Genomic DNA, 25,412 nt, shown 5'->3' with positions numbered 1-25,412 from the left:
GCCTCCCGATGGTGCGTGGAACCATCCTACATTGGAATGAGTCTAAAGTTATGCCTGGTCCGGGAGGGTGATGGTCCTAAGGCTGTCCGTAACCGTCCAGGAAGGTGCCGATCCGGGTCACCGCGTCGGTCAGGTCCTCCACCGTCGGCAGCGTGACGATCCGGAAGTGATCGGGCTCGGGCCAGTTGAAGCCGGTGCCCTGCACCACCATGATCTTCTCGGCCCGCAGCAGGTCCAGCACCATCTGCCGGTCGTCCTTGATCTTGTAGACCTTGGGGTCGAGCCGGGGGAAGAGGTACAGCGCCCCCTTCGGCTTCACACAGGTCACCCCGGGGATCGAGGTCAGCAGGTCGTACGCCACATCCCGCTGCTCCAGGATCCGGCCGCCCGGCAGCACCAGGTCCTGGACCGACTGCCGCCCGCCGAGCGCGGTGGCCACCGCGTGCTGCGAGGGCATGTTGGCGCAGAGCCGCATGTTGGCGAGGATCGTCAGCCCCTCGATGTACGAGGTGGCGTGTGCCTTCGGGCCGCAGACGGCCAGCCAGCCGGAGCGGTAGCCGGCCACCCGGTAGTTCTTGGAGAGCCCGTTGAAGGTCAGCACCATCAGGTCCGGGGCCAGCGACGCCGTCGGGGTGTGGGTCGCGCCGTCGTAGAGGATCCGGTCGTAGATCTCGTCGGAGCAGACGATCAGGTTGTGCCGCCGGGCGATCTCGGTGAGACCGCGCAGCATCTCGTCGTCGTACACCGCACCGGTCGGGTTGTTCGGGTTGATGATCACCAGGGCCTTGGTGCGGTCGGTGATCTTCCGCTCGATGTCCGCGAGGTCCGGCATCCAGTCGGCCTGCTCGTCGCACCGGTAGTGCACGGCCGTACCGCCCGCCAGCGAGACCGATGCGGTCCACAGCGGATAGTCGGGGGCCGGTACGAGCACCTCGTCGCCGTCGTCCAGCAGCGCCTGCATCGACATCTGGATCAGCTCGGAGACGCCGTTGCCCAGGTAGACGTCCTCGACGTCGAGGTCGATCCTCTTGGTCTGGTAGTGCTGCACCACCGCACGGCGCGCGGACAGCAGGCCCTTCGCGTCGCCGTAACCGTGCGCGCCCGCGAGGTTGCGCAGGATGTCTTCCAGGATCTCCGGCGGGCACTCGAACCCGAACGCGGCGGGGTTGCCCGTGTTCAGCTTGAGGATGCGCTGACCGGCCGCTTCCAGCCGCATCGCCTCCTCCAGCACGGGACCCCGGATCTCGTAACAGACGTTGGAGAGCTTCGTGGACTGGATGACCTGCATGTCCGCGAGCTTACGGCCGCGTTTCGCGCGGTGCGCGGGGATTGCTCCCCGGGTACGCCCTCCGGGGTGCGTTCCCTCCCCGCTCCGTCTTCCATCGCCATGCCCGCCGCCGCCCCGGACCGTGGGATCGGCCGGTCGGGGCGGCGTCGCGGCTTGGAAAAGAGGTGTGGGCCGTCGGAACGGGTGAGATGCGCCACGCGGGGGCCGTACGCGGACCGTCCGGCCGGCGGCGCGGGGCTCACTCCGGCAGCCGCGTGCCCTCCGGGAGCCGGATGCCGAAGTCGTCGGCCAGGACCCGCAGCGCCTCGTCGCCGTCCTTCAGCTGCCGCTCCTCGATCGTGCCGTCGTCGGCCGTCTCCACCAGGTCCAGCCCGGCCAGCAGCAGGTGAGAGCCGATCCGGGTGCGCTGCGCGTACACCGCCTGCCGGAACGGCGAGCGCGGGTGCGTCGCGATGTGCCAGTTGATCACCTCGTAGTCCGGCGCCTCGAACGGCTCCAGGGTGAACGAGTACTGCGGCTCCCACGAGCCGCCCTTCTCCGCCTGGAGCTCCCACATCGGCAGCGGGCCGTCGTGCGCGACGTGGACGAGCCGGTGGTGGCGCGGGGCGTCGAACAGCTCGGCGCCCTCCACCAGCTCGATCGGCTCCAGCAGGGCGCCGGTCGCGCCGAAGCCGACATCCACCAGATACGGGTGCGGCTCGCCCTCCACGTCCACCCGCATCAGCATGTGCGTGCGCGGCCGGACGTCGCCCGGCGCCGCACCCAGCTCCACGCGGGCCGCCAGCAGCGTCACGGAGAAGCCGAGCTGCCTCAGCACGGTGGAGAAGAGGGTGTTGTGCTCGTAGCAGTACCCGCCGCGCCCGCCGCGCACGAGTTTCGCCTCCAGGTCGCCGAGCGCCAGCGACGGCGCGGAGCCGAGGACTGCTTCCAGGTTCTCGAAGGGGATTCCGAGCACGTGCGCGCGTTGCAGGGAGCGCAGTACCTCCAGCGTGGGGCGGGGCTCCCCGGTCCAGCCGATGCGGGCGAAGTACGCGTCGAGGTCGAGTTTCATACGCCGACCGTACGCAGCCGGGGTGCGGGTGCGCCTCCGGCTGCGGACCGACATCTGCGGCCCGAGGGCCTCGGTCCTCCGGACGAGGCGGGGCCGGGCCCCACGCCGTACGGCTCAGATCTTGCTCAACTCAGGTGAGTTCGGACCGGCCCGGGGAACGGTGGCCCCATGAGCATGTTCCGGAAGCCCCAGCCCCTCGCCGTACTCGTCCTGCGCGACGCCCCCGATGTCGTCGCCGGTCTCCGGGGTGCGCTGGAGACCGCCACGGACACCGAGCGGCCCGGCCTGGAACGCGCCCTCGCCCTGGCCGAGGACTCCGCCGGGCGCCCGGACGCGGAGCTGCGCGGCCGGTGGGTGCGGCAGCGGCTGGCCGCCGCCGGGCACGAGGGGCCGGCGGACTCCGTGGCGGCCGTCAAGATCCTGCGTCAGGCCGAACCCGGTCTGACGCTGCTCCAGGCGGTGACCTACGCGAAGGAGGCCGCGGCGGCGGGAGCCTGAGGCGGGCGGGGCCCGAAGCCCGAGGCGGACCGGGCCTGACCCGGTGTGCCGGGCCGGGCTGTCACATTCCGCTCACCGATCCCGCCGACGCGATCAGCAGGGCCGTGTCGACGCCCTGCTCCTGTGCCGTACGGAGCAGCGTCGCGTCCCCGGCCTCCGCCACCGCCGGGCTCGTGGGGTTCTCGGCCGCGGGGCCGCCCGCGTACGCCGCCGTCGCCGGGGCCATCGCTGTGAGCCAGTCGGCCAACAGCGCTCCGAACTCCTTCTCGTCGATGCCCGCGTTCTCCACCAGCGCGGCCGCGTGCCGGGCTCCTGCGAACATGGCGGTCATCGCGCTGAGCAGCGCCACGTCGTGGAGTGCGGCGAAACCGGGGTCGGCGCCGACGTACCGGGTGGCGACGGGCACGGCCAGTACCTCCTGGTGGGCGTCGAAGACGTCGCGGGAACCGCTGTAGAAGACGTAACCGCCGGCCTCCGGCACGCCGATCATCGGCGGGACGGCCATGATCCCGCCGTCCAGGAAGCGGGCGCCGCGCTCGTTCGCCCAGACCGCACGGGTGCGCGACTCGGCCGGGGTGGAGGTGGTGAGGTCGACCAGGTCCTTGCCCGTGAGGTCGGCCTCCGCCAGTGCCTCGCGGACCGAGGCGTCGTCCAGGAGACAGGCGACGACGAGCGGGCTCGCGGCCACCGCTTCGGCCGCCGTGGCAGCCACCCGCGCACCGGCGGCGGCGAGTTCGGCGGTCCGGCCGGGGCTGCGGTTCCACACGGTCAGGGGGTGCCCGGCGGCGAGCCAGGTACGGGCGAGAGCGACGCCCATCGCGCCGAGGCCGAGCAGGGTGAGAGGGGCGGGCGGGGCGGAAGCTGCGTTGTTGTCGGACATGACGCTTAGGCTGGTCGCAGGCGCCGGGGGTAACAAGTACCCACTATGGAGTGGGTGGTTACCTCGCGGTTAGCGACCAGGTGGGGGGGCGATGACACGGATCGTACGGAGGCCGGGGGCTTTCGTCTGCGGGATCGACGCGGCGATGGATGTGATCGGCGGCAAGTGGAAGGTGCTCATCCTGTGGGCGCTGGACGAGCGGACCTGCCGGTTCGGTGAGCTGCGCCGGGCCGTGACCGGGGTGACCGAGAAGGTCCTCAGCTCCCATCTCAAGGAGCTGGAGGACGACGGCATCGTGCACCGCGAGGTGTATGCCGAAGTACCGCCCCGCGTGGAGTACTCGCTCACGCCGCTGGGCCTCTCGCTGAACGCCGCGCTGGAACCGCTCGGGCAGTGGGGGCGCGAGCACGTCTGTCGCGGCGAGGACGGCCCCTGCCCGGAGGCCGCCCATGGGTCCGGGCCGGAGAACGCTTCCGGGGCCCCTTCCGAGGTCGTGGTGGGGCTGAGGCACGGGCCGTCGTAACCGCGGCCGGAAAGGCGGCAGTCGAGTTCAGCGGCAACTGGCGGCGCGACCTCACCCAGGACGACGCCCCGACCGAGGAGGACCTCGCCTGGGCCGCGGAGCGCGCGGCGGACGCTTCGTAGGAGCCCTTGGCGAGGTGTCCTCGGTAGGGAGTTCTCAGGCGGCTCCGGCCCCCGCTCCCCGGACCGCCCGGCCTGCCAGCACCGAGGTCCGCCTGGCGTCCTCGATGACGAACTTGCCGTCGATCAGGACGTGCGGGATGCCGACCGGGAGTGCGCGCGGCTCCTCGAACGTGGAGCCCGCCGCCACCGTCTCCGGGTCGAACAGCACCAGGTCCGCGCGGTACCCCTCGCGCACCAGGCCCCGGTCCGCGAGCCGCAGCCGGGCGGCCGGGCGCGAGGTCAGACGGGCCACGCACTCCTCCAGGGAGAGGACGCCCAACTCCCGGACGTACCGGCCGAGATACTGCGGGAACGTGCCGTACGCCCGGGGGTGCGGCTTGTCGCCCTGGAGGATGCCGTCGCTGCCTCCGGTGTGCACCGGGTGCCGCATGATCTGCTGAACGTTCTCCTCATGGCCCACGTGCTGGAGGATCGTCGTTCCGAGCCGGTCCTCGGTGAGCAGCCGCCGGGCGGTCACCCAGGGCTCCTCGCCCCGCAGCGCCGCCGAATCCGCCACCGTACGGCCCACGTACTCCGCCAGGTGCGGCGCGCTGACGCCGGAGATCTCGATGGTGTCCCACTCGATCGGGACCCCGTGGCAGCCGTCCGAGCCCAGCACCTCCAGGTGGTGCCGGATCCGCTCCGTGCTCTCCGCGTCCGCGAGCCGGGTGAGGACGGACTCCGGTCCGCCCTCGCTCGCCCAGCTCGGCAGCATGGCCACCAGCGTGGTGCAGCCGGGGGTGTACGGGTAGGTGTCGAGCGAGATGTCGGCCCCGGCGGCGAGCGCTCCGTCGAGAAGGGCGAGGAGGTCGGGGGCCCTGCCCTTGTTCACGCCGAAGTTCATGGTGGCGTGGGCGAGGTGCAGCGCGCAGCCGGCGTTCCGGGTGAGCGCCACCATCTCCTCGTACGCCTCCAGCGCACCGGCCCCGTAACTGCGGTGGTGCGGGCAGTAGTAGCCGCCGTGGCGGGCCACCACCCGGCAGAGCGCGGTGAGTTCGGCGTCGTCCGCGTACATCCCGGGGGTGTAGGTGAGGCCCGAGGACATGCCGACCGCGCCCTCGCGCATGCCCTGGTCCACCAGCTCCTTCATCCGGGCCAGTTCGGCGTCGGTGGCGGTCCGGTCGTCCCAGCCCACCGCGTACATCCGGACGGTGCCCTGCGGGACGAGGTAGGCGGCGTTCACCGCGATGCCCTGGCCGCCGAAGTTCCGGTCGAGGCGGTCCAGATAGCCGCCGACGGTGCGCCAGTCGAAGTCGATGTCCGAGCCGTCGCCGTTCCAGCCGGTGATGGAGCGGCGGACCTCGGTGAGGGTCCGGTCGTCGGCCGGGGCGTACGACAGCCCGTCCTGGCCCAGCACTTCCAGGGTGACGCCCTGCGCCGCCTTCGCGCTGTGGTCCGGGTCGCGCAGCAGCGCCAGGTCGCTGTGGGCGTGCATGTCGATGAAGCCCGGGGCGAGCGCGAGGCCGTCCGCGTCCACGCTGCGGGTGGCGGTGGGGCGGGGGCCGGGGGAGCCCTCGGGGTGGATTTCGGCTATGCGGCCGCCGTCGAGGGCCACGTCGGCGCGGTAGGAGGGCTCGCCGGTGCCGTCCACGACGAGCGCGTCACGCAGGACCAGGTCCATGGGTCACCTTTCCGGTCAGGGTGGGGCCCTGCGGCTCTAGAAGAACGTGCGGATGTAGTCGGTGACCGTGCCGTCCGCCTCGGCCAGCGGGATCAGCTGCCACTTGTCGAAGCTGGTGCAGGGGTGGGAGAGGCCCATGCCGACCCAGTCGCCGACCTCCAGCTCCGTGCCCGCCTCCGTGCGCACCCAGGTGTGCTGGTCGGAGAGGCCGGTGACGGTGACCCCGGTGGCGGGCCGGACCGAGCCGTCCCGGGCGGAGCGGACCACCTGGGCCTCGGGCAGGTCGAGGTCGTACGCCGCGTCCCGCTTGCCCGCGTTCAGGAACGCCTGCTCGCCGGTCGGGCGCGAGACGACCTGCGCCCAGAGCCTGAAGGCGGGCTCCAGCGCACCCTCCTCGGGGACGCGGTTGAAGGGGGTGAGGTGCTTGTAGTGCCCGTCGTCGTGCGAGACGTACGCACCGGAGCGCAGCAACTTCAGCACGGGCAGGGTGAGTTCGGGGATCCCGGCGAAGACGTCCGCGACCGCGTCGAACCAGGCGCTGCCGCCCGCGCTGATGATGATCTCGCCGGCGCCGGTGAACCGCCCGGCGGCGTCGAAGCCGGCTGCGAGGGCGACGAGCCGCCGCACCCACTCCCGTACGCGCTCCGGGCCGGCGTCCGGCACCTCGCCCTCGTACCCGGCGACGCCCACCAGGCGCAGCGATCCGGCCGCCGCCACCGCGTCGGCCACCGCGGCGCAGTCGGCCTCCGTGCGGGCTCCGGTGCGGGCGCCGTCGCCCGCGGCCAGCTCCACGACCACGTCGACCGGGCGGGTGGCGCCCGCCGCGCTCAGGGCCTGATCCATCAGCTCGACGCCGCGCACGGAGTCGACGTAACAGACGAAGCGGAACTCCGGGTCGGCCGTCATCTCGCCGGCCAGCCAGCGCAGGGCCACCGCGTCGACCAGCTCGTTGGCGAGGAAGATCCGCCCGATGCCGTACGCCCGGTAGACCCGCGCCTGGTGCGGAACGGCGGCCGTGATGCCCCACGCACCGCGCCGCAGCTGGTCGACGAAGAGCTGTGGGGCCATGGACGTCTTGCCGTGCGGGGCGAACGCGAGGCCGTGGCGCTCCGCGTACGTCTCCAGGAGGTCGAGGTTGTGCGCGACCGACTCGGCGGAGAGGGCGAGGACGGGGGTGGTGAACCCGCCGGTGAAGAGGTTGCGGCGCTCGGCGGCCAGCGCCCCGACGGTCAGGCCCTCCGCATCCGGCGGCAGGGCCTTGAAGCGGTGGTCGACGCGTTCGTCGGCGAGGCCGGACGCCAGGGACGCGGGGGAGACGCCGGGGGCGGAAGGCGCGGGAACGGCGGTGTGGCCGGCGGGGCGTTCGGCTGCCAAGGGGAAGCTCCTCCAAGTTCGTTGCAGCATATGCAACACTCATTGCGTCTATCGCTCAACGCTGTCTAACATCCGAGCCGATGCCCGGTCAATGGTGACCACCGGCCCGCACGCCGATCAGCGAGGAGCCCTCAGTGTCCGGACCCGCAGCAGGGACGGTCGGCGCCGCCACGGCCACCGATGTCGTCTGTCTCGGTGAGTCCATGGTGACGTTCCTGCCCTCGCAGCCCGGCCGCCTCGCCGACGTGCCCTCCTTCGGACGCGGAATCGGCGGCGCCGAGTCCAACGTGGCCTGCGCGCTCGCCGCCGCCGGGCACCGGGCGGCCTGGGTCGGCCGGGTCGGCGCGGACGGTTTCGGTGACCACCTCGTCGAGACGATCGCGGGGTACGGGGTCGACACCTCGGCCGTGCGCCGGGACGCGGTCCGCCCCACCGGCATCTACTTCCGTACGGCCACGGACCGGGGGACCGGCACGCACGAGGTCGCGTACTACCGGGCGGGGTCGGCGGCATCCGCGATGTCCCCGGCGAACGTGCCGTACGAGGACCTGTTCGCGGGCCGGATCCTGCACCTGTCCGGGATCACGGCGGCGCTGTCCGGCGACTGCCTGGCGCTGCTGCGGGACCTGACGGCTCCGCGTCCGGGCCGCCCGTCGGTGTCGTTCGACGTGAACCACCGGCCGCGTCTGTGGCGAGGCGGCGACGCGTCGGTGCTCCTGGACCTGGCCCGCCGTTGCGACCTGGTGTTCGTCGGCGAGGACGAGGCGGAGGAGGCGTGGGGGATCGTGGGCGCGGAGGCGATCCGGGCCGCGGTGCCGGAGCCGGCCGTGCTGGTCGTGAAGCGGGGGAGCGCGGGCGCGACGGTGTTCGCCCCGGGGCTCCGCCCCGGGCCCCGTTCCCCGAACGCCGGAGGGGCCGGAAACGCTCCGGCCTCGCGCTCGATGGAGGGCGGAGGGGCTGGAAATGCCGCCGCCGGGGCGGGAAGCGGTGACACCGTCACCGTCGTCCCCGCCCTCCGCGTCGACGTCGTCGCCGCCGTCGGAGCGGGAGACGCGTTCGCCGCCGGGTTCCTGTCCGCCACCCTGCGCGGGCTGCCCGTACGCGACCGGGCCCGGCACGGGCACCTCATGGCCGCCGCCGTCCTCACCGTCCCCGGCGACCTCACCGACCCGCCCGCCCGCGACCACGCCGACCGGCTCGCCGCACTCGACGACGACGCCTGGGGGAGACTTCGTCTCGGCCCCGGCTGGACCGCAGCCGACCAGGCCCCCGAGGAGGTACGTACGCCATGAGTCAGACCGTCGACCGGGCACTGACCATCCTGCCGCTGCTCGCCCAGGGACCCGCCGACCTCGGCCAGGTCGCCGAGCGGCTCGGCGTCCACAAGTCCACGGCGCTGCGCCTGCTGCGTACGCTCCACGAGCACGGCCTCGTCTACCGCCAGGAGGACCAGCGCTACCGCCTCGGCGCCCGGCTCTTCGCCCTCGCGCAGGAGGCCGTCGAGAACCTCGACGTACGCGAGATCGCCCATTCCCACCTGGTCGCGCTGAACGACCGGTGCGGGCACACCGTGCACCTCGCCGTGTACGAGGAGCAGGAAGTCCTCTACATCGACAAGGTCGAGAGCCGCTACCCGGTCCGGATGTACTCCCGGATCGGGAAGCCCGTCGCGATCACCGTCGCGGCCGTCGCCAAGCTGCTGCTGGCCGACCTCACCGAGCCCGAGCGGCGCGTCATCGCCGAGAAGCTCGACTACCCCATGTACACGTCCCGTTCGACGCCCGACGCCGGCGCGTTCCTCAAGGAGCTCGCCGTCGTCCGCGAACAGGGCTGGGCCACCGACCTCGGTGGCCACGAGGAGTCCATCAACTGCATCGGCGCCCCCATCCGCGGCGCGGACGGGCGGGTCGTCGCGGCCATGTCGGTGTCCGCACCCAACGTGGTCGTCACGGCCGAGGAACTCCTCACCCTGCTCCCGCTGGTCCGGCGCACCGCCGAGACCATCAGCCGGGAGTACTCCGGCACCACCCGACCCAAGAGAGCCTGATCAGCCATGACCGAGAAGACCGCCCTCACCCCCTCCACCCACACCACGCCGCCCGCGAAGTTCTCGCACGGTGTGAGGAAGGGGAACATCCTCCAGGTCGCCGGCCAGGTCGGCTTCCTCCCCGCCGTAGAGGGCCGGGCCCCGACCCCGGCCGGCCCCACCCTGCGCGAGCAGACCCTCCAGACCTTCGCCAACGTCAAGGCGATCCTGGAGGAGGGCGGCGCGAGCTGGGACGACGTGATGATGATGCGCGTCTACCTCACGGACGTGGACCACTTCGCGGAGATGAACGAGATCTACAACACCTACTTCGCCGAGCAGAACCTCAAGGAGGCCCCCTCGGCCCGGACGACGGTCTACGTCGGCCTGCCCAAGGGCCTGCTCATCGAGATCGACGCCCTCGCGGTGCTGAGCTGACCGTTCCGGCCCGCCGGCTGTCCCCGTATCGGTCGTCCGCTGCCGACCGACGGGCCTCCACCGAATTCTACTGCCGTGCACGCCCCCTTGTGCCGCCCCGCCGATTGCGCTTCCTTGATCGGCATGGCGGAGACAAGCGCAACCACAGGGACAGGGGAGCCGGCCTCCCGACCACGTAAGTCCAGCTGGAAGTACATCGGCCCCGGCATCGTCGTCGCGGCGACCGGGGTCGGGGCCGGCGACCTGGTCGCGACGCTCATCGCGGGCAGCAAGTTCGGATACACGCTGATGTGGGCGGCGGTGATCGGCTGCGTCGTCAAGATCTCGCTCGCCGAGGCGGCCGGCCGCTGGCACCTGGCGACCGGCCGCACGCTCTTCGACGGCTGGCGCAGCCTGGGCCCCTGGACCACGGTCTACTTCGCGGTCTACGTCGTGATCTGGGGCTTCATCTACGGGGCGACGGCCATGTCCTCCAGCGCCCTGCCCATCGTGGCGCTGTTCCCCGACGGCCCGGGGCTGAAGTTCTGGGCGATCGTGACCGGGCTGATCGGGCTGGCCTTCGTCTGGTTCAACCGGTACGCCGTCTTCGAGAAGGTCATGACGGTCCTGATCGGCATCATGTTCGTGGTGGTCGTGTACGTGGCCGTCCGCGTCGTGCCGGACGCCGGGGCCTCCTTCGCCGGGCTGCTGCCCGTGCTCCCGGACGGCTCGCTCCTCTACACCCTCGGGCTGATCGGCGGCGTCGGCGGCACGATCACCATGGCCGCGTACGGGTACTGGGTCAACGCCAAGGGCTGGAGCAACTCCTCCTGGATGAAGGTGATGCGCCTCGACAACCGGGTCGCCTACATCACCACCGGGGTCTTCGTCGTGGCGATGCTCATCGTCGGCGCCGAGCTGCTGCACGCCTCGCAGGCCGCCCTCACCTCCGGCGACCGCGGGCTGATCGACCTGGGCAAGGTGCTGGAGGACCGCTTCGGCGCGGGCACCGCCAAGCTCTTCCTGGTCGGCTTCTTCGCCACGTCGTTCTCGTCGCTGATCGGTGTCTGGCACGGGGTCAGCCTGATGTTCGCCGACTTCGTGGAGCGGTTCCGGGCCCCGGCGGCCCCAGCGGATTCGGCGGCCCCGGCGGCCTCTGCGGCCTCGGAGGAAGAGCTTGCCGGTCCGGCGGCCACCGAACGCCGGCAGCGCTCGCTGCCGTTCCGCGCGTACCTCTTGTGGCTGACCTTCCCGCCGATGACCCTGCTCTGGCTGGACGAGCCCTTCGGCCTGGTCATCGCGTACGGGGTGCTCGGCGCGTTCTTCATGCCCTTCCTCGCCCTGACCCTGCTGTGGCTGCTCAACTCCGCGCGTACGCCAGCCGAATGGCGCAACGGCCGGCTCAGCAACATGATGCTGGCCAATGCCGGGATGCTGTTCATCGTGCTCTGTGTGCAGCAGGTGCACGATCTGCTCCGGTGACCCGTCTGCCGACAGAACGCCGCAGCGCCGCCGGGGGAGCGGCGGCGCTGCGGGTTCGGAGCATCGTGGGGCGATGCGGGGTTACGGCAGGCCGCGGACGTGCGGGCCGACCGCCTTCGACCAGGCGAACCCGGCCGTCGCGTCCCAGTTCGTCGACCAGGTCATCGCGCCGCGCAGCGACGGGTAGGTCTTCGACGGCTTGAACGAACCGCAGTTGGTGCCCTTGGCGAGGCAGTCCAGCGCCGCGTTCACGATCGACGGGGAGACGTAGCCGCTGCCCGCGCCGCGGGTGGAGGCGGGGACGCCGATGCCGACCTGGGACGGGTCGAGGCCGCCCTCCAGCTGGATGCAGGCGAGCGCGGTGAGGAAGTCCACCGAGCCCTGCGAGTAGACCTTGCCGTCGCAGCCGAGCATCGAACCGCTGTTGTAGTACTGCATGTTGACGACGGTCAGGATGTCCTTGACGTTGAGCGCCGTCTTGAAGTACTCACCCGAGGTCGACTGCATGTCGATGGTCTGCGGGGCCATCGTGATGACGAGAGAGCTGCCCGCCTTCGCCGAGAGCTGGCGCAGCGCCTTCGTCATGTAGGTGGCGTTGAGGCCGTTCTCCAGGTCGATGTCGACCCCGTTGAAGCCGTAGTCCTGCATCAGCGCGTACACCGAGTTCGCGAACGCGGTGGCGGAGGCGTCGTTGTCGACCCGGACCGTGCCCAGCTCGCCGCCGATCGAGATGATGACGTTCTTGCCGGCCGCCTGCTTGGCCTTGATGTCGGAGCGGAACTGCGCGTCGGTGTAGCCGTTCAGTCCGGCGGTGTCCAGGGTGAAGGTGACCGCGCCCTGGGTGGGCGTGGCATCCGCGAAGGAGACCGCGATGATGTCGTAGTCGGCCGGGACGTCGCTGAGCTTCTGGACGGCCGCGCCGTTGTTGAAGTTCTGCCAGTAGCCGGTCACCGCGTGCTTCGGCACGGCGGGCCCGGGGCCGGGCCCGGGGCCGGGGCCGGTACCCGGCTTGGCCGTACGGGCGCTGACGGCGGCGGACCTGACCGACTCGCCGGCCGCGTTGGTGGCGCTCACCGAGAACTGGTAGGCGGTGTCCGCGGACAGGCCCGTGACGGTCGCCGAGGTCCCGGTGGAGGTGGTGGCCTTCGCGCCGTCCCGGTAGACGGTGTACCCGGTGGCGCCGGAGACCGCGTTCCAGGACAGGGCGACGGAGGACGTGGTCGTGGCGCCCGCCGCGAGGCCCGCCGGAGCCGCCGGGACGACCGGTCCTGGCTCCTCGCCACTGCCCCCGCCGTCGGGGCCGGTCACCTCGAAGTCGTCGGCGAAGTAGGCGGCCTGCCCGTACCAGCCGTGGGTGTAGACGGTCACCGAGGTGGTGTTGGCGCCGGTCTTGAAGCTGGTGGACAGCTTGGCCCAGGTGGTGGAGCCCGGGGTCCAGGTGGAGACGTCGGTGGTTCCGGTGCCGCTCACGCCGAGGTAGGCGTAGCTGCCCTGCACCCAGGAGCTGAGCGCGTACGTCGAGTTGGGCTTCACCTTGACCGACTGTGAACACTTGGCGTTGTCCTGGCCGGCCGGGGTGGCCTTCAGCGCGGACGTACCGCCGTGCACGGGGCTGGACACGACGGCGCCGCTGTCCCCGGTGCAGGTCCAGTCGGCGAGACCTGACTCGAAGCCCGCGTTCTTGGCGTTGTTGACGTCGGCGGCCTGGGCGGTGCTGACGAGTCCGGTGACGGTCAGGGCTGCGGCCGCGACGACGGCAAGGGTGCCGCCGAGCACGGGACGGGCGCGACGGCGCCTTCTGCGAGTGCTGCCTGCGGAGCGTTCCACTGGTGCCTCCGGGGGGAGTTGGCGGTGCTGGCGGGGCGTGCGGGAGTGCCGGACGGACGACGGGCCGGGGCTGCACGGGGTGGGCGGGTCGGGGATCCGTGACGGACACGGGGGTGTCCTGCCGGGGGCGGTGGCCACCGCTTGGCGCATAAACTGGTCCAGACCAATCAAGTTGTCAAGACCTCTGGCAGTGAAAGGCTGTCCGCGGGGCGGGCGCGAGAGTGCTCGGCCACCCCCGTACGGGGGTGCCGGACCGAGAATTCCCCGCCCGGGAAACCGCCCCGCGACCACACTTCGCCCCCCGCACGAGTGATCTTGCGGGAGATCTTCGCCCGGTCACGGAAACGCCCTTACGAAAAGGCAGCCGGACCCCTCAGGATCCAGGCTGACGTGCGCGAATGGATAAGTGATCGAAGACCGGACGTGGACTTCGGTAACGCTGCGCAGTGAAAGCCGAGTTGGGCGGAATCGATTTCGTCCCGTTTAGCACCCGGGCCCCGGAGGAACCGTGTTCGCATGGTGGCGTACTGGTCTCCGATAACTGTTCTCTGCCTGGTGAGACGTGGCTAAAGTGCTGGGTCAGGAGCACGGAGCAGAAGCGATTGCGGCCGACGTCCCCACGTCGACCGGAGCCGAAACGGGGAAGAGCGTGCCGACCGCAATAGCAGTGACGAGCGCAGACCTGGTGCTGCCGCCCACCGATCAGCAGACACCGACCGCCGCTCTGCTCCAGGCCCCCGAGGCCCAGGTGCTGGAGCTGGCGATCGGCGACATGCACCTGTTGCTCGAACAGCACGGGTATGTGATCGCCCTCTACCCCTCGGGCATCCGGCCCGAGCACGAACGCCGCCTCCACTCCATCCGCTCGGTGCTGGAAAGCGACCGGATCGCCCTGGTCAAGGTGGACCTCCCGCCCCTCGGCGTCGCCGTCCTGGTGCGCCAGCTGCGGCAGTTGTCCATCTGCGACTTCAGCCCCGGGGTGGTCGCCTCCGCCGCCCGGCTGCTCTCGCACTACATCTACGCGGGCGCCCTCCTCAACTCCGTGGCCCGGCTCGACCGGGTCCCCGTCAGCCTCAAGAGCCACGCCAAGTCCTGGGTCCCCGGATCCCAGTTCGCCGTGCTCGCCGGCCCCGAGGCGCAGCTGATGAAGGTGGGCCCGGCCGCCGAACCGCTGGCGGGGCCGGATTTCGGTACGCATCTTCTGGTGGCCAGAGGGAATCTGCAGTCGGACTGGGTACAGGAGACCCTCGCGCCCGCCTGGAAGGTCCAGGCCGTTCACGACACCGTGGTCCCGGCCGACTCACCGCGCTGGTGGGGTACCGGAAGGCTGGTGGAGTTCGCCGCCCATCTCCCGGACCTCTCCGTGCTCCACCAGTTGGTCTCCTCCGTGCGCCGGGAGAAGTGCCACTGGTGCGCCATGGAACTCATCGGCGACCGCTGCGCATTCTGTTCCGCACCACTCGCGGCCCAGGAGAACCGGATGCTCCCCGCCGGTGTCCTGCACCACGGGGCCGACGAATCGCCGGGCCCCTAGCGCGACCGCTCCTCCCCGCTCGACCCGCACCTCCCCGCACCAGGCGTCCCCGCCCCGCCCCCCCCGCCCCCGCACACGTAAACCGTCCCCACCACGCGAACCGCCGGCCCCGCAGCAGCCCGCAGCCGTAGATGTAAGCGCGTAACCGAACCGCACGGCACGAACCGCACGGCACGAACCGCACGGCACGAACCGCACGGCACGAACCGCACGGCTCCACACCGCTCCACCGCTCCACACCGCTCCACACCGCTTCACCGCCCCACACCGCTCCGCACGGGGCCACCGCACCGCACCTTCTGTCCGCTGTCCGTCCCACGCATCCGATTCGAACGAGGTTGTCCGGACCATGAACTCCCGCCAGCGCCGCGGCGTGATACTCCTGCTCCTGTCGGTCCTGTGTGCCTTCGCGGCCTTCGCCGGCGTGCTCTCGGTGATCAGCGACGTCAACTCGAAGGTCGGGCCCGAGGTGACGGCGTACCAGCTGAAGACCAACGTGGCCCCGTACACAGCTCTGAACAGCGGCCAGTTCGAGAAGATCAAGATGCCCGAGCGCTGGCTCTCGGAGAACGCCGTGACCGACCTGCGGGAGGTCGAGTCGAAGATCGCGGTCACCGAGCTCCGCGAAGGCTCTCTTCTCCAGTCGGACATGATGGTCCGCAAGCCCGAACTCCGGGCCGGTGAACAGGAGATCGCCATCATGATCGACGCCTCCACCGGCGTCGCGGGCAAGATCACACCGGGCGCGACGGTCAACATCTACGCCACGTTCGCCGGTGAGCAGCAGGGCGACGCGGCCCAGTCCAAGGTGATCGTCGCCAACGCCAAGGTGCTGGACGTCGGCGAGCTCACCGCCCTGGACCCGAGCGGGGACGACCGGGGAAGCCGGTCGACCGAGGCCGTGCCGATCACCTTTGCCCTGAACACGCTGGACACCCAGCGGGTCGCCTACGCCGAGTCCTTCGCGGCACACGTGCGCCTCGCGCTCGTCGCCCCGGGCAGCGACGGCACCATCCGCCCGGGGGACCGCACCTACACGCTCGACAAGGACAAGTGAGGATGGCATGACCACCAGAATCCTCCCCGCCGTCGGCGACCTCGACGCGGCCCGCTCCGTCACCACCCTGCTCAGCCAGCTGCCCGACGCCGAACCGGCGACCCCCGTCGGCGACTCCACCCAGCTCATCGACACGTTGGCCCGGCTCGCGGGCGAGTCGCTCGACGAACTGCCCGAGGTGGTGCTGGTCCACGAGCGGATCGGCCCGGTGCCGGCCCTGGAGCTGGTCCGGGAGGTGTCGCTGCGGTTCCCGTCCGTCGGCGTCGTGATGATCACCGCGGACGCCAGCCCGAACCTCTTCGCCGACGCGATGGACTCCGGGGCCCGCGGCCTGGTCACCCTGCCGCTGAGCTACGAGGAACTGGCCAACCGCGTCCAGGCGGCCGCCCAGTGGTCCGCCGGCGTACGCCGCCACCTCACCTCCGGGAACGACGTCTTCAGCGGCCCCGCCGGCACGGTGGTCACGGTCACCGGCGCCAAGGGCGGCGTCGGTGCGACCGTCACCGCCATCCAGCTCGCCCTGGCCGCCCAGGCGTCCGGCAACTCGGTGGCGCTGGTGGACATGGACCTCCAGACCGGGGACATCGCCTCGTTCCTCGACGTCCAGTTCCGCCGCTCCCTCGTCGACCTCGCCCTGATCACCGACATATCGCCCCGGGTGCTGGCCGACGCGGTGTTCTCCCACTCCACCGGCCTCGCCCTGCTGCTCGCCCCCGGCGAGGGTGAACGCGGCGAGGAGGTCAGCGACCGCTCGGCCCGCCAGATCGTCAGCGCGCTCCGCTCCCGCTACGAGATCGTCGTCATCGACTGCGGCGGCCAGATGAACGGGGCCAACGCGGCGGCCATCGAGATGGCGGACGTGGCCCTGCTGGTCACGACCCCCGACGTGGTCGCGGTGCGCGGCGCGAAACGCATCGTACGGATGTGGGAACGGCTCCAGATCCGCAAGGCCGAGGAGACGGTCACCCTCGTCAACCGCTTCACCCGCAACACGGAGATCCAGCCGCCGCTGATCCAGAAGATCACCGGCACCCGGGTCGCCTCGGCGGCGATCCCCGCCAACTTCAAGGAACTGCAGGCTTCCATCGACTCCGGACGCCTGCACGAACTGGACGCCAAGAGCACGGTCAAGCAGGCGCTCTGGGGCCTGGCCGGAGAGCTGGGCATCGTCAAGGAGAGCGCGACGGCGAAGAAGAGCGGCGGTGCCCTGGTCAAGAGGACCGGCGGCGCCTTCAAGAACGACCGGGGCTCGATCGGACGCCCGCGCCGCCGGCGCGACGGCTCCGGACGCGGGCCCGGAGACTCCGAGGGGACACGTTGAGCGATGACCACCACAAGGACGGCACGAAGCGGCATACGGGGGCGGATCACCGCCCTACGTGAGAGCCGGGACCGGGACCGCGGGCAGACCGCGGTCGAGTTCCTGGGCATGACCCCCTTCATCATCCTGATCATGCTCGTGCTCTGGGAGTGCGCCCTGATCGGCTACACCTTCAGCCTCGCGGGCAACGCCGCCGACGTGGCCGCCCGCAAGGGCAGCGGGGCGGAGTACGGGGCGGGAGCGGCCTGCCGGGCCGGCGCGATGAAGGACCTCCCCGACGCCTGGTCGGACGGGGCCCAGGTGCGGTGCAGCGGCGGCAGCCGCCTGTACGAGGCGACGGTGAAGCTGAAGGTCCCGGTACTGGTACCGGGCCTGTTCGACCTCGACACCGAGATCACCGGTAAGGCCGGATCACCGAGGGAGGACCCGCGATGACGACGCGTCCGTACCGGGACGACCGGAACAGGGACCGGGACCGGGGCCAGGTCGCCATGGAGTACCTGGGCTTCCTCCCCCTGCTGCTCCTCTTCGCGATGGCGGCCATCCAGCTCGGCCTGGCCGCGTACGTCGCCAACCAGGCGGGCACCGCGGCCCGCGCCGGAGCCCGCACGGCAGCCAGCGTGGACGCCCGGGGCAGCGGTCAGTCCAACGCCCGCGACGCCGTGAGCGACTGGGTGGAGGACGGCGGATTCCGTTACCACCAGCGCGGCGGACGGGACATCACGGTGACGGTCCGGGTCAAGGTGCCCTCCGTCGTGCCGGGGCTGGACGACTGGTGGGCCGAGCGGAGCACGACCATGCCCAACGAGAAGTCCCGCATCGGCTTCTGACCCAGATCTGCCCGAGATTCCGACCCCGACGAGGAGAGTTACGCCGATGAGCCTGCGGGCACGCATGACCGCTCCGGAGGAGCAGGGCGGGGCACGGGAGGACGGCCACATGGTGGCCACCTACCGGGCCAAGCTGTTGGAGGAGATCGACCTCGCGGAGATGTCCTCGCTGGCCGCCGCCGACCGGCGGGCCCGGCTGGAACGCGTCCTCGGCCACATCATCAGCCGCGAGGGCCCGGTCCTGTCCACCATGGAGCGCTCACAGCTGATCCGCCGCGTCGTCGACGAGGCGCTCGGCCTCGGCATCCTGGAACCGCTCCTGGAGGACGCGTCCATCACCGAGATCATGGTCAACGGCCCCGACCAGATCTTCGTCGAGCGCAACGGCAAGGTCGAACAGCTCCCGATGCGCTTCGGCTCCCACGAGCAGCTGATGCAGACCATCGAGCGGATCGTGTCGACCGTCAACCGCCGCGTCGACGAGTCCAACCCGATGGTCGACGCCCGCCTGCCCAGCGGTGAACGTGTCAACGTGATCATCCCGCCGCTGTCGCTGACCGGCGCGACCCTCACCATCCGCCGCTTCCCGCGCTCCTTCACGCTCCAGGAGATGATCGGCTTCGGCTCGCTGGACGAACAGATGCTGGTGCTGCTCGCCGGCCTCGTCCAGGCCAAGCTCAACGTCATCGTCTCGGGCGCCACCGGCACCGGCAAGACGACCCTCCTCAACGCGCTCTCCGGACTGATCCCGAACGCCGAGCGCATCGTCACCATCGAGGACTCCGCCGAACTCCAGCTCCAGCAGAGCCATGTGATCCGGCTGGAGTCCCGTCCGGCGAACGTCGAGGGCAAGGGCGAGATCACCATCCGCGACCTGGTCCGCAACTCGCTGCGTATGCGCCCGGACCGCATCGTCGTCGGTGAGGTCCGAGGCGGCGAGTCGCTCGACATGCTCCAGGCGATGTCCACCGGTCACGACGGCTCGCTGGCAACCGTCCACGCCAACAGCGCCGAGGACGCGCTGATGCGTCTGCAGACCCTCGCCTCCATGTCGGAGGTCGAGATCCCCTTCGAGGCGCTGCACGACCAGATCAACAGCGCCGTCGACGTGATCGTCCAGCTCACACGGCACGCCGACGGGGCCAGGAAGATCACCGAGATCGCGGTCCTGGACTCGCACGGCCGCGACCCGTACCGCATCGTGACCGTGGCGCGGTTCGACGCGCAGCCGATGTCGGCGGACGGCCGCATCCACGGCGACTTCCGGTACCTCCCGCTGCCCCGGAGGCTCGCCGAGCGCCTCTACCTGGCCAGTCAGCCCATTCCGCAGGCGTTCGGCGTCGCCCAGTCCGCCGAGCAGCTCGCCACCCGAGAGGCCAACTAGGTACCGAGCCATGGACAACGTCAACCTCCCCCTGGTCACCGTCGGCGTCACGCTGCTGTGCTGCGTGCTCGGCGTGATGGGCCTGTACGCCTACTCCGGCGGCAAGGCCGACCGCGACGCCCTCGTCGAGCGGCTCTCGCACGTCGGACAGATCCCCGAGACCGGCCGTGTCCGCCGCTTCAGGGGCCTGGACCGCCGGCTGCGCGCCACCGCGCTCGGCCGGAAGCTGGAGCTGAAACTCGCCGCGACCGGCATGGACATCACGCCCGGCGAGTTCCTCGTCTACGCGCTCGTCGCGATGGCGGGACTCTGGATGCTCGCCTCCTCCATTCTCGCCGCGTTCTTCGGCCCGGTCGCCGCCCTGATCGGCCTCTGGGGCACCAACGCGTTCCTCAACTGGCAGCGGGTCAAGCGCACCGAGCGCTTCATCAACCAGCTCCCCGAGCTCTCCCGCATCCTCGCCAACGCCACCCAGGCGGGCCTGGCCCTGCGCACCTCGCTGTCCATGGCCGCCGAGGAACTGGAGGACCCGGCCGGCGAGGAACTGGCCCGGGTCGCCCGGCGGCTCGCTGTGGGAGAGCCGTTGGAGGACGCGCTGAGCGAGCTCACGGACCGGTTGCCGTCCCGCGAACTGGTCGTCCTGGTGACGACGCTGGTCCTCTCCAACCGGGCCGGCGGTACGGTCGTCAGCTCGCTGCGCAACCTCACCGAGACGCTGGAGGAGCGCAAGGAGACCCGCCGCGAGGTCAAGACCCAGCTCTCGCAGGTCACCGTCACCGCCTACGCCGTACCGGCCTTCGGCATCGGCGCGATGCTCCTGATGAACGCGGTCATGCCGGGCGCGCTGGACCGGATGACCGGGGCGTTCATCGGCCAGGCGGCGGTGGTCGTGGCCATCGCCCTGTACGCCGTCGGCTTCGTGGTCATCCGCCGCCTGTCCCGTATCGACGTCTGACGAGCTGGGAGAAGAACCGCCATGGACCTGCTGCTAGCGCTGGTCGTCGGCCTCGCCGTCTACGGGGCCATCCACGGCATCCGGATGTACCGGGCCGATGCCAAACTCCCCGGCGACCTTGCCGTGGCACTGGAATCCGGCTCCTCCCGCACCGGCGCGGTCGGCTCCGGCATCGACCGCCTCGGCATCCGCTGGGCCCCCATGGTGCTGCGGATGATGGGCCCCAAGGCCGTCAACAAGAAGCGCCGCCAGATCGACCTGGCGGGCAACCCCGGCGGCCTCACCATCGACCGTTACGCGGCCCGCCGCGCGGTCTACGGCGCACTGGGCCTCCTCGGCGCGTTCTCCATGCTCCTGCGCGGCCAGCTGTTCCTGGCCCTCCTGATGATCGCCTTCGGCCTCTTCTGGGTGGAGGCCGGGATCTGGTCGGCGATCCGGGTGCGCCGCGAGCACATCGAACGCACCCTGCCGGACTTCCTCGACGTCCTGGCCGTCGTCGTCTCCGCCGGGCTCGGCTTCCGGCAGGCGCTGGACCGGGTCGCGGAGAAGTACGAGGGCCCGTGGTCCGACGAACTGCGCATCACCCTGCGGCAGATGGACATGGGCGTCAGCCGCCGCCAGGCCTTCGAGGAACTGCGCAGACGCAACGACTCCGAACAGGTCGCCATGTTCGTCACGACGCTCCAGCAGGGCGAGGAACTGGGCGCTCCGATCGTCGAGACACTGATCCAGATCGCCAACGACATGCGCCGCACCGACGCCCAGAACGCCCGTCGCAAGGCGGCCAAGGCGGTTCCGAAGGCCACGTTCGCGGTGACCACGTTCCTTCTCCCCGGCACTCTCCTTCTTCTCACGGTCGGATTCGTGTACGGAGCAGACGTCGACCTCGGGTCCCTCACGGGCGGGTGACATGAACAACGGGCGGGATGGGGACGGAACACCTACGTTCCGGAACACCACGCCTGCCGCATCGGCCGGCGGTACGGAGCACGAGCAGTACGGGGCAAGTACGGGATCACGGGGCGAACGGAGGTGACAGGCGCATGGCATACCAGCTCAGCGGTGCGCAGCCCGGCCTGACCGCGGACCTGACCCGCGCGCACACCGGCACCCCGGCCCGCCCGGCCTTCGCCATCCAGGTCAACGCGCTCCAGGCGATGTGCCGCCAGGTCTTCGGATTCCGCCTGGCGATGATCGCGATAGCGACCCCGTACGCCATCAGCCACACCGCCCCCGGCCTGCCCACGTGGTTCATCGGCTCGGCGATCCTGGTCACGTTCATGGGCTCGTACGTCCTGTTCCGGGACTGGGAGCGGTTCGGCCCGGTGCTCCTGCGCCACCCCTGGCTCCTGGCCGTCGACGTGTTCTTCGGTGCGCTGCTGCTGATCACGGCGACCCCCGAGTCGACGCTGGCGTACGTCACCGTCTGCACCCCGCTGCTGGCGGGTCTGGTCCACGGCTGGCGCGGCGCGGCGGTCTTCGCGGCGCTCCAGGTGGTCATCGTCTTCGGCGTGTACGCGAGCGTCCCGAAGCTGGAGGGCGGCGGGGGGACGGCCCTCCTCCTGCCCGGCTTCTGCGTGATCGCCGGGGCGGTCGGGGTCACCCTGCGCAACCTGCTGCTGCGCTTCGGGACGGCGACGCAGGCGCTCACCGAGACCCGGGCACGACTGGCGGTGAGCGAGGCGGTGGAGGGCGAACGCACCCGCCTGGCCCGGGAGATGCACGACTCGGTCGCCAAGACCCTGCACGGCCTGGCGCTGGCCGCCGACGGCCTGGCGTGCTCGGCGGGCCGGATGGACCCGCCCACGGTGAAACTCCAGGCGGAACTGGTCGCCCGCGCCGCCCGCCGGGCCGCCGCCGAGTCCCGGGAACTGCTCACCGACCTCCGCCGGGAACAGGGCCTGGAAGGCGGCGTCGACCTGGTCGCGGAACTGGCGGCCCAGGCCGAGGACTTCACCGCCCGTCACCCGATCACGGCCACGTTCCGCCGCCTCGCCGAGGAGACCCCGATCCCACCGGTCCCGCAGGCGGTGGCCCGACAACTCCTCACCGTCGCCTCCGAGGCCCTGGAGAACGCCCACCGCCACGCGGACCCCTCGTACCTGATCGTCCTCGCGGGCGTGAAGGGCGGCATGCTCCGCGTCAGCGTGTACGACGACGGGCGCGGCCTGCCCGCCGGAACGACGCTCGACACCCTCCGCAGGGCCGGCCACTTCGGCCTGGTCGGCATGGTGGAGCGGGCCGCGTCCATCGGGGCCCGCATCCGGATCGGCCGGGGCGATGCGGAGAAGGGCACGGAGGTGCGGGTGGAGCTCCCCCTGGCGGCGCTGACGAGTACGGCCGCCGAGGAGAACGCCGCGCCGACGCCCCTGCCCGCGCCCGCGCTGTCACCCGCGCTCTCCCACGCGCCGCTGCCGTCGTCTGCACCCGCACGTGTACCTGCACCCGAACCCGAGAACGTCACGACCCCCCACCCATGACCCCGACCCTGAGAGGAGGTCGCAGCATGCCGGACGATGTCTCCCCTGCACCGAACCGCTACGGGAAGGCGGCCCGTCACCCCGCCCCCCAGCACTCGTCGCCGCCCATCCCGCCCACCCCCGCCCCCCGCCCCCCCCGGCCCCCGGCCCCGCCGGGCCCCAGCACACTGCGATCCAGCCCCCGGCCACACCGACGCCGTCCCCGCCGTTCGGAGGGCCCACCACGTCCCCCTTCCCGCCTGCACCCGAGGCGCCCGCCCCGGCCCGGCTCCGGGTGGTGGTCGCGGACGACAACCCGGTGGTCCGGGCTGGCCTCGGCGTCCTCCTCTCGGGCCGGGCCGACATCGAGGTCGTGGCAGAGGCGGCGGACGGCCGCGAGGCCTACGAGAAGACCCACCAGCACCGCCCGGACGTGGTCCTGCTCGACGTCCGGATGCCCGGCGTGGACGGCATCTCGGCCCTGCCGCACCTGGTCGGCATCGCGCCCGTGCTGATGCTGACGTACAGCCGCGAGAGCGAGATCGTCCACGAGGCGCTACGCCTGGGCGCGGGCGGCTACCTGGTGCACGGCGAGTTCACGGCGGACCAACTGGTCCGCGCGGTGAAGGACACGAAGGACGGCCGCGCCCACTTCACGTCCACGGCCGCCGACGCCCTGCTGGCCCACATGCGCCTGGGCACGGCCCCGCACAGGGGCCCCCTGCCCGAAGGCCTGGGATCGGCACTGACGACGCCGCCCGTACCCGTGCACGCACCGCCACACCCCCTCGAAAATTCGGAAGGTCTTTCGCAACTGCAACCTTCTGTGGGACAGTCTTCTGGCTACAGGGGGTCGGCACCCACCCCCAACAGGCATCAGTACAGGCTGAGTTCGAGGGAGGTGGAGGTCATGGACCTGATTGCGTCCGGGATGAGTAATCAGCAGATCGCCGCCACCTGCTTCATCAGTGAGAAGACGGTCAAGAACCACATCAACCGCATCTTCACGAAGCTCCACAGCGCCACCCGCAGCGAGGCCATCGCGCACTGGCTCGGCACCGCGCCCCGTAACCCCGGGCGGCAGCCATGACCGAGCGATCGCGCAACGAGAGGGCCCAGAAAGCCTTTTGGGCCCGGGAATGGGCCCACGGGCCCTCTGGGCGAGCGATGATTCCCCCCTATGTTTCTCACGTCGCCAACGGCACCGGCCGGGAGGAAGCCGGTATCGAGGACGACACCGCAGGAACGTGTGAGTCGGCCGGCAACCGGTCGGCCGAACCAGGAGGGGAACACCATGTCGAACATCACCCTGAAGGCCGCAGTCCGCGTCAACGGCTGGGCCGACACCGCTGTTCGCAGCATCCAGAAGCGCTACGCGGCGAAGGACCGGGGACAGACGGCGTTCGAGTACCTGGGCATCGTCCTGGTGGTCGTGGCGATCATCGGTGCGGTCGCTGCCTCGGACATCGGCACGAACATCTCGGAGCGCATCGGCGACGTATGCGCCGATGTCGGGAGCATCGCGGGTGTCGCGGGTGTCGACGGGCTCCTCGGCGGTGCCGGAGGCGTGGTGGGTGCGGCAGGGGCGGCAGAGTCCGTCGGGGAGGGCTTCGGGGCGGCCGGGGGCACGGCAGTTGGTGCATTCCATCATCACGCGGTGGGTGGGTGCGTCGGGCAGGCACGGGGCTTGCTCGGCCGGTGGTTGGGGCGGGACCTTGTCCGTGAGGCGGCGGCGGATGAGGCCGATGGGGGAGTCGACGCGGTGGGGTAGCCCGGCGGTGAGGGTGTGGATGAGGTAGTCGGTGGTGACGCCTCGGTCCAGCCATGCGGTGGCCAGGGGTTCGAGCGCGGCGCAGTCGGCTGCGGAGAGGGCGATGCGGCGGTCCCTGCGTCCGAGTTCGGCGAGGGCGAGGTAGGCGGGGGAGGGGCGGTCGCCGGGCTCCGGGGGCGGGGCGTTCGGCGGCTGTACGTGAACGGGGCCGGCGGGGGCGTTCGGCGGAGCGACCTCGGGCCGGGGTCGGGAAGCCTGGGCGGGCTCGGGTGCCTTCCCGGGCGGCGGGGCCGGGGAGGGCTCGGGTGCCCTTCCGGGCGGGGACGCGGGGGCGGACTCGGGTGACGCCTCGTGCGCAGGGGGCCCGGGGGCGGGTTCCTCGGCGGGGACCCAGGGCGGGGGCGGGGCGGTGGACCCGGTGCCCGGTTCCTGGGGGAGGACATCGGGGCTGCCGGCGCCGCTGACCCGGTGCTTCTCGGCGGCGAGGTAGGTGTTCCACCACTCGTTGTCGCGTGCGGTGCGGGACCAGAAGGTGCGGAAGGCCCATCGGGTCGTCCCGCCCTGGCCCACGGAGCACCGTACGCGGCGCAGGTGCCCGGCGACGGACAGGGCTGTTCAGGGCGGTGCCGATGGCTTGCTGCCCGTAGAGCGGTAGTTGCTTGGCGAGGGTCTTGACGCTCATGGCCGCGCCGTCGGGGAGGCGGTCGATGAACCCGGCGACGTACCGCTCGCGGGTCGGCAGTAAGGCGAAGTCACCCATGCGTGGCGGCAGTTGTTCGGATGCGGATCGTTTGCCGTAGCCGGGCGCTGCCCTCGGGTACGCGGGTGAGGATGCGGGGGTGCTCAGGGCAGGGCTAGTGTCCTGAGTCGTTAATTCGTGTGCAGTATGCGGCGAGGGTGTCGAGGATGTCGTCGGCGGTCTTTGTCCAGATGAACGGCTTGGGGTTCTTGTT

Annotated in this window: 22 protein-coding genes and 3 pseudogenes; 18 read left to right on the top strand and 7 right to left on the bottom strand. The window is 71.2% G+C overall.

Features of this window, described 5'->3' with window-relative positions:
• Positions 1-76: 76 nt before the first annotated feature.
• Both IG90_RS0136000 and IG90_RS0135995 read right to left on the bottom strand, forming a co-directional pair.
• Positions 77-1,288: a pyridoxal phosphate-dependent aminotransferase gene (locus IG90_RS0136000; protein WP_030594421.1), complete on the bottom strand. Its 1,212-nt coding sequence runs from the start codon at positions 1,286-1,288 to the stop codon at positions 77-79.
• A 238-nt stretch (positions 1,289-1,526) separates the two neighbouring features.
• On the bottom strand, positions 1,527-2,339 hold the full coding sequence (locus IG90_RS0135995) for an arylamine N-acetyltransferase family protein (RefSeq protein WP_030594418.1): 813 nt from the start codon (positions 2,337-2,339) through the stop codon (positions 1,527-1,529).
• 168 nt (positions 2,340-2,507) lie between these two features.
• Between IG90_RS0135995 and IG90_RS0135990 the strand changes: the two genes are divergently transcribed.
• Positions 2,508-2,837, top strand: a complete 330-nt coding sequence (locus IG90_RS0135990; protein ID WP_030594415.1) for a hypothetical protein — start codon at positions 2,508-2,510, stop codon at positions 2,835-2,837.
• 61 nt (positions 2,838-2,898) lie between these two features.
• On the opposite strand, the gene IG90_RS0135985 is transcribed toward IG90_RS0135990, so the two are convergent.
• On the bottom strand, positions 2,899-3,717 hold the full coding sequence (locus IG90_RS0135985; protein WP_030594414.1) for an NAD(P)-dependent oxidoreductase: 819 nt from the start codon (positions 3,715-3,717) through the stop codon (positions 2,899-2,901).
• Between the two features lie 91 nt (positions 3,718-3,808).
• Between IG90_RS0135985 and IG90_RS0135980 the strand changes: the two genes are divergently transcribed.
• Positions 3,809-4,240 carry a winged helix-turn-helix transcriptional regulator gene (locus IG90_RS0135980; protein WP_030594412.1) on the top strand — a complete coding sequence of 144 codons (432 nt, stop codon included), beginning with the start codon at positions 3,809-3,811 and terminating at the stop codon, positions 4,238-4,240.
• An 11-nt stretch (positions 4,241-4,251) separates the two neighbouring features.
• Positions 4,252-4,362 (top strand): annotated as a pseudogene (locus IG90_RS46435) (siderophore-interacting protein); the annotation flags it as partial.
• Between the two features lie 34 nt (positions 4,363-4,396).
• Here the strand turns inward: IG90_RS46435 and IG90_RS0135975 are convergent.
• Entirely contained in the window at positions 4,397-6,022 is a 1,626-nt protein-coding gene (locus tag IG90_RS0135975; RefSeq protein ID WP_030594410.1) for an N-acyl-D-amino-acid deacylase family protein, read from the bottom strand.
• Between the two features lie 36 nt (positions 6,023-6,058).
• On the bottom strand, positions 6,059-7,396 hold the full coding sequence (locus IG90_RS0135970; RefSeq protein WP_030594408.1) for an alanine racemase: 1,338 nt from the start codon (positions 7,394-7,396) through the stop codon (positions 6,059-6,061).
• Between the two features lie 134 nt (positions 7,397-7,530).
• Between IG90_RS0135970 and IG90_RS0135965 the strand changes: the two genes are divergently transcribed.
• The 4 genes from IG90_RS0135965 (at position 7,531) to IG90_RS0135950 (ending at position 11,321) form a co-directional block, all read left to right on the top strand.
• Complete coding sequence (locus IG90_RS0135965) at positions 7,531-8,688, top strand: sugar kinase (protein ID WP_030594407.1); 1,158 nt, start codon at positions 7,531-7,533, stop codon at positions 8,686-8,688.
• On the top strand, positions 8,685-9,443 hold the full coding sequence (locus IG90_RS0135960) for an IclR family transcriptional regulator (RefSeq protein ID WP_030594404.1): 759 nt from the start codon (positions 8,685-8,687) through the stop codon (positions 9,441-9,443). Before IG90_RS0135965 ends, IG90_RS0135960 begins: the two co-directional genes overlap by 4 nt.
• A 6-nt stretch (positions 9,444-9,449) precedes the next feature.
• Positions 9,450-9,860 (top strand): RidA family protein, encoded by a 411-nt coding sequence (locus IG90_RS0135955; RefSeq protein WP_030594402.1) that lies wholly within the window; start codon positions 9,450-9,452, stop codon positions 9,858-9,860.
• 123 nt (positions 9,861-9,983) lie between these two features.
• Complete coding sequence (locus IG90_RS0135950; protein WP_030594399.1) at positions 9,984-11,321, top strand: Nramp family divalent metal transporter; 1,338 nt, start codon at positions 9,984-9,986, stop codon at positions 11,319-11,321.
• An 81-nt stretch (positions 11,322-11,402) separates the two neighbouring features.
• Here the strand turns inward: IG90_RS0135950 and IG90_RS0135945 are convergent, their stop codons facing one another.
• A complete protein-coding gene (locus tag IG90_RS0135945) occupies positions 11,403-13,148 on the bottom strand; it encodes a chitinase (protein ID WP_030594396.1) in 1,746 nt (581 codons plus the stop codon).
• 667 nt (positions 13,149-13,815) lie between these two features.
• Here IG90_RS0135945 and IG90_RS0135940 point away from each other — a divergent pair.
• The 11 genes and pseudogenes from IG90_RS0135940 to IG90_RS40140 form a co-directional block, all read left to right on the top strand.
• On the top strand, positions 13,816-14,682 hold the full coding sequence (locus IG90_RS0135940; protein WP_030594393.1) for a hypothetical protein: 867 nt from the start codon (positions 13,816-13,818) through the stop codon (positions 14,680-14,682).
• 349 nt (positions 14,683-15,031) lie between these two features.
• Positions 15,032-15,739, top strand: a complete 708-nt coding sequence (gene cpaB, locus IG90_RS0135935; protein WP_030594389.1) for a Flp pilus assembly protein CpaB — start codon at positions 15,032-15,034, stop codon at positions 15,737-15,739.
• Between the two features lie 7 nt (positions 15,740-15,746).
• Positions 15,747-17,060 (top strand): CpaE/TadZ family protein, encoded by a 1,314-nt coding sequence (locus tag IG90_RS0135930; RefSeq protein WP_030594387.1) that lies wholly within the window; start codon positions 15,747-15,749, stop codon positions 17,058-17,060.
• A gap of 3 nt (positions 17,061-17,063) precedes the next feature.
• Positions 17,064-17,495 (top strand): TadE family protein, encoded by a 432-nt coding sequence (locus IG90_RS0135925; RefSeq protein ID WP_030594384.1) that lies wholly within the window; start codon positions 17,064-17,066, stop codon positions 17,493-17,495.
• The gene (locus tag IG90_RS0135920; RefSeq protein ID WP_030594383.1) at positions 17,492-17,890 is read left to right on the top strand and encodes a TadE/TadG family type IV pilus assembly protein; all 399 of its coding nucleotides are present in this window, start codon (positions 17,492-17,494) and stop codon (positions 17,888-17,890) included. The genes IG90_RS0135925 and IG90_RS0135920 overlap by 4 nt, the downstream gene beginning before the upstream one ends.
• A gap of 46 nt (positions 17,891-17,936) precedes the next feature.
• Positions 17,937-19,274 carry a TadA family conjugal transfer-associated ATPase gene (locus IG90_RS0135915; protein ID WP_030594381.1) on the top strand — a complete coding sequence of 446 codons (1,338 nt, stop codon included), beginning with the start codon at positions 17,937-17,939 and terminating at the stop codon, positions 19,272-19,274.
• A 10-nt stretch (positions 19,275-19,284) separates the two neighbouring features.
• On the top strand, positions 19,285-20,229 hold the full coding sequence (locus IG90_RS0135910) for a type II secretion system F family protein (RefSeq protein WP_030594378.1): 945 nt from the start codon (positions 19,285-19,287) through the stop codon (positions 20,227-20,229).
• Between the two features lie 21 nt (positions 20,230-20,250).
• A complete protein-coding gene (locus IG90_RS0135905; protein ID WP_030594374.1) occupies positions 20,251-21,138 on the top strand; it encodes a DUF5936 domain-containing protein in 888 nt (295 codons plus the stop codon).
• Positions 21,139-21,272: 134 nt separating this feature from the next.
• Positions 21,273-22,709 (top strand): sensor histidine kinase, encoded by a 1,437-nt coding sequence (locus tag IG90_RS0135900; RefSeq protein WP_030594371.1) that lies wholly within the window; start codon positions 21,273-21,275, stop codon positions 22,707-22,709.
• A gap of 277 nt (positions 22,710-22,986) precedes the next feature.
• Positions 22,987-23,778 (top strand): response regulator, encoded by a 792-nt coding sequence (locus IG90_RS0135895; RefSeq protein ID WP_425338032.1) that lies wholly within the window; start codon positions 22,987-22,989, stop codon positions 23,776-23,778.
• A gap of 204 nt (positions 23,779-23,982) precedes the next feature.
• A pseudogene (locus IG90_RS40140) lies at positions 23,983-24,207 on the top strand (Flp family type IVb pilin); the annotation flags it as partial.
• On the opposite strand, the pseudogene IG90_RS46430 reads toward IG90_RS40140, so the two are convergent.
• Positions 24,202-25,219: pseudogene (locus IG90_RS46430) on the bottom strand (MarR family transcriptional regulator); the annotation flags it as partial. The pseudogenes IG90_RS40140 and IG90_RS46430 sit on opposite strands and share 6 nt — an antisense overlap.
• Positions 25,220-25,412 lie beyond the last annotated feature (193 nt).

It is taken from the genome of Streptomyces anulatus (assembly GCF_000721175.1).
In the GTDB taxonomy this organism is placed as follows: domain Bacteria; phylum Actinomycetota; class Actinomycetes; order Streptomycetales; family Streptomycetaceae; genus Streptomyces; species Streptomyces anulatus_C.
Note: the sequence above shows the minus strand (reverse complement) of the source record. Positions and strands in the feature narration are given on the sequence as shown.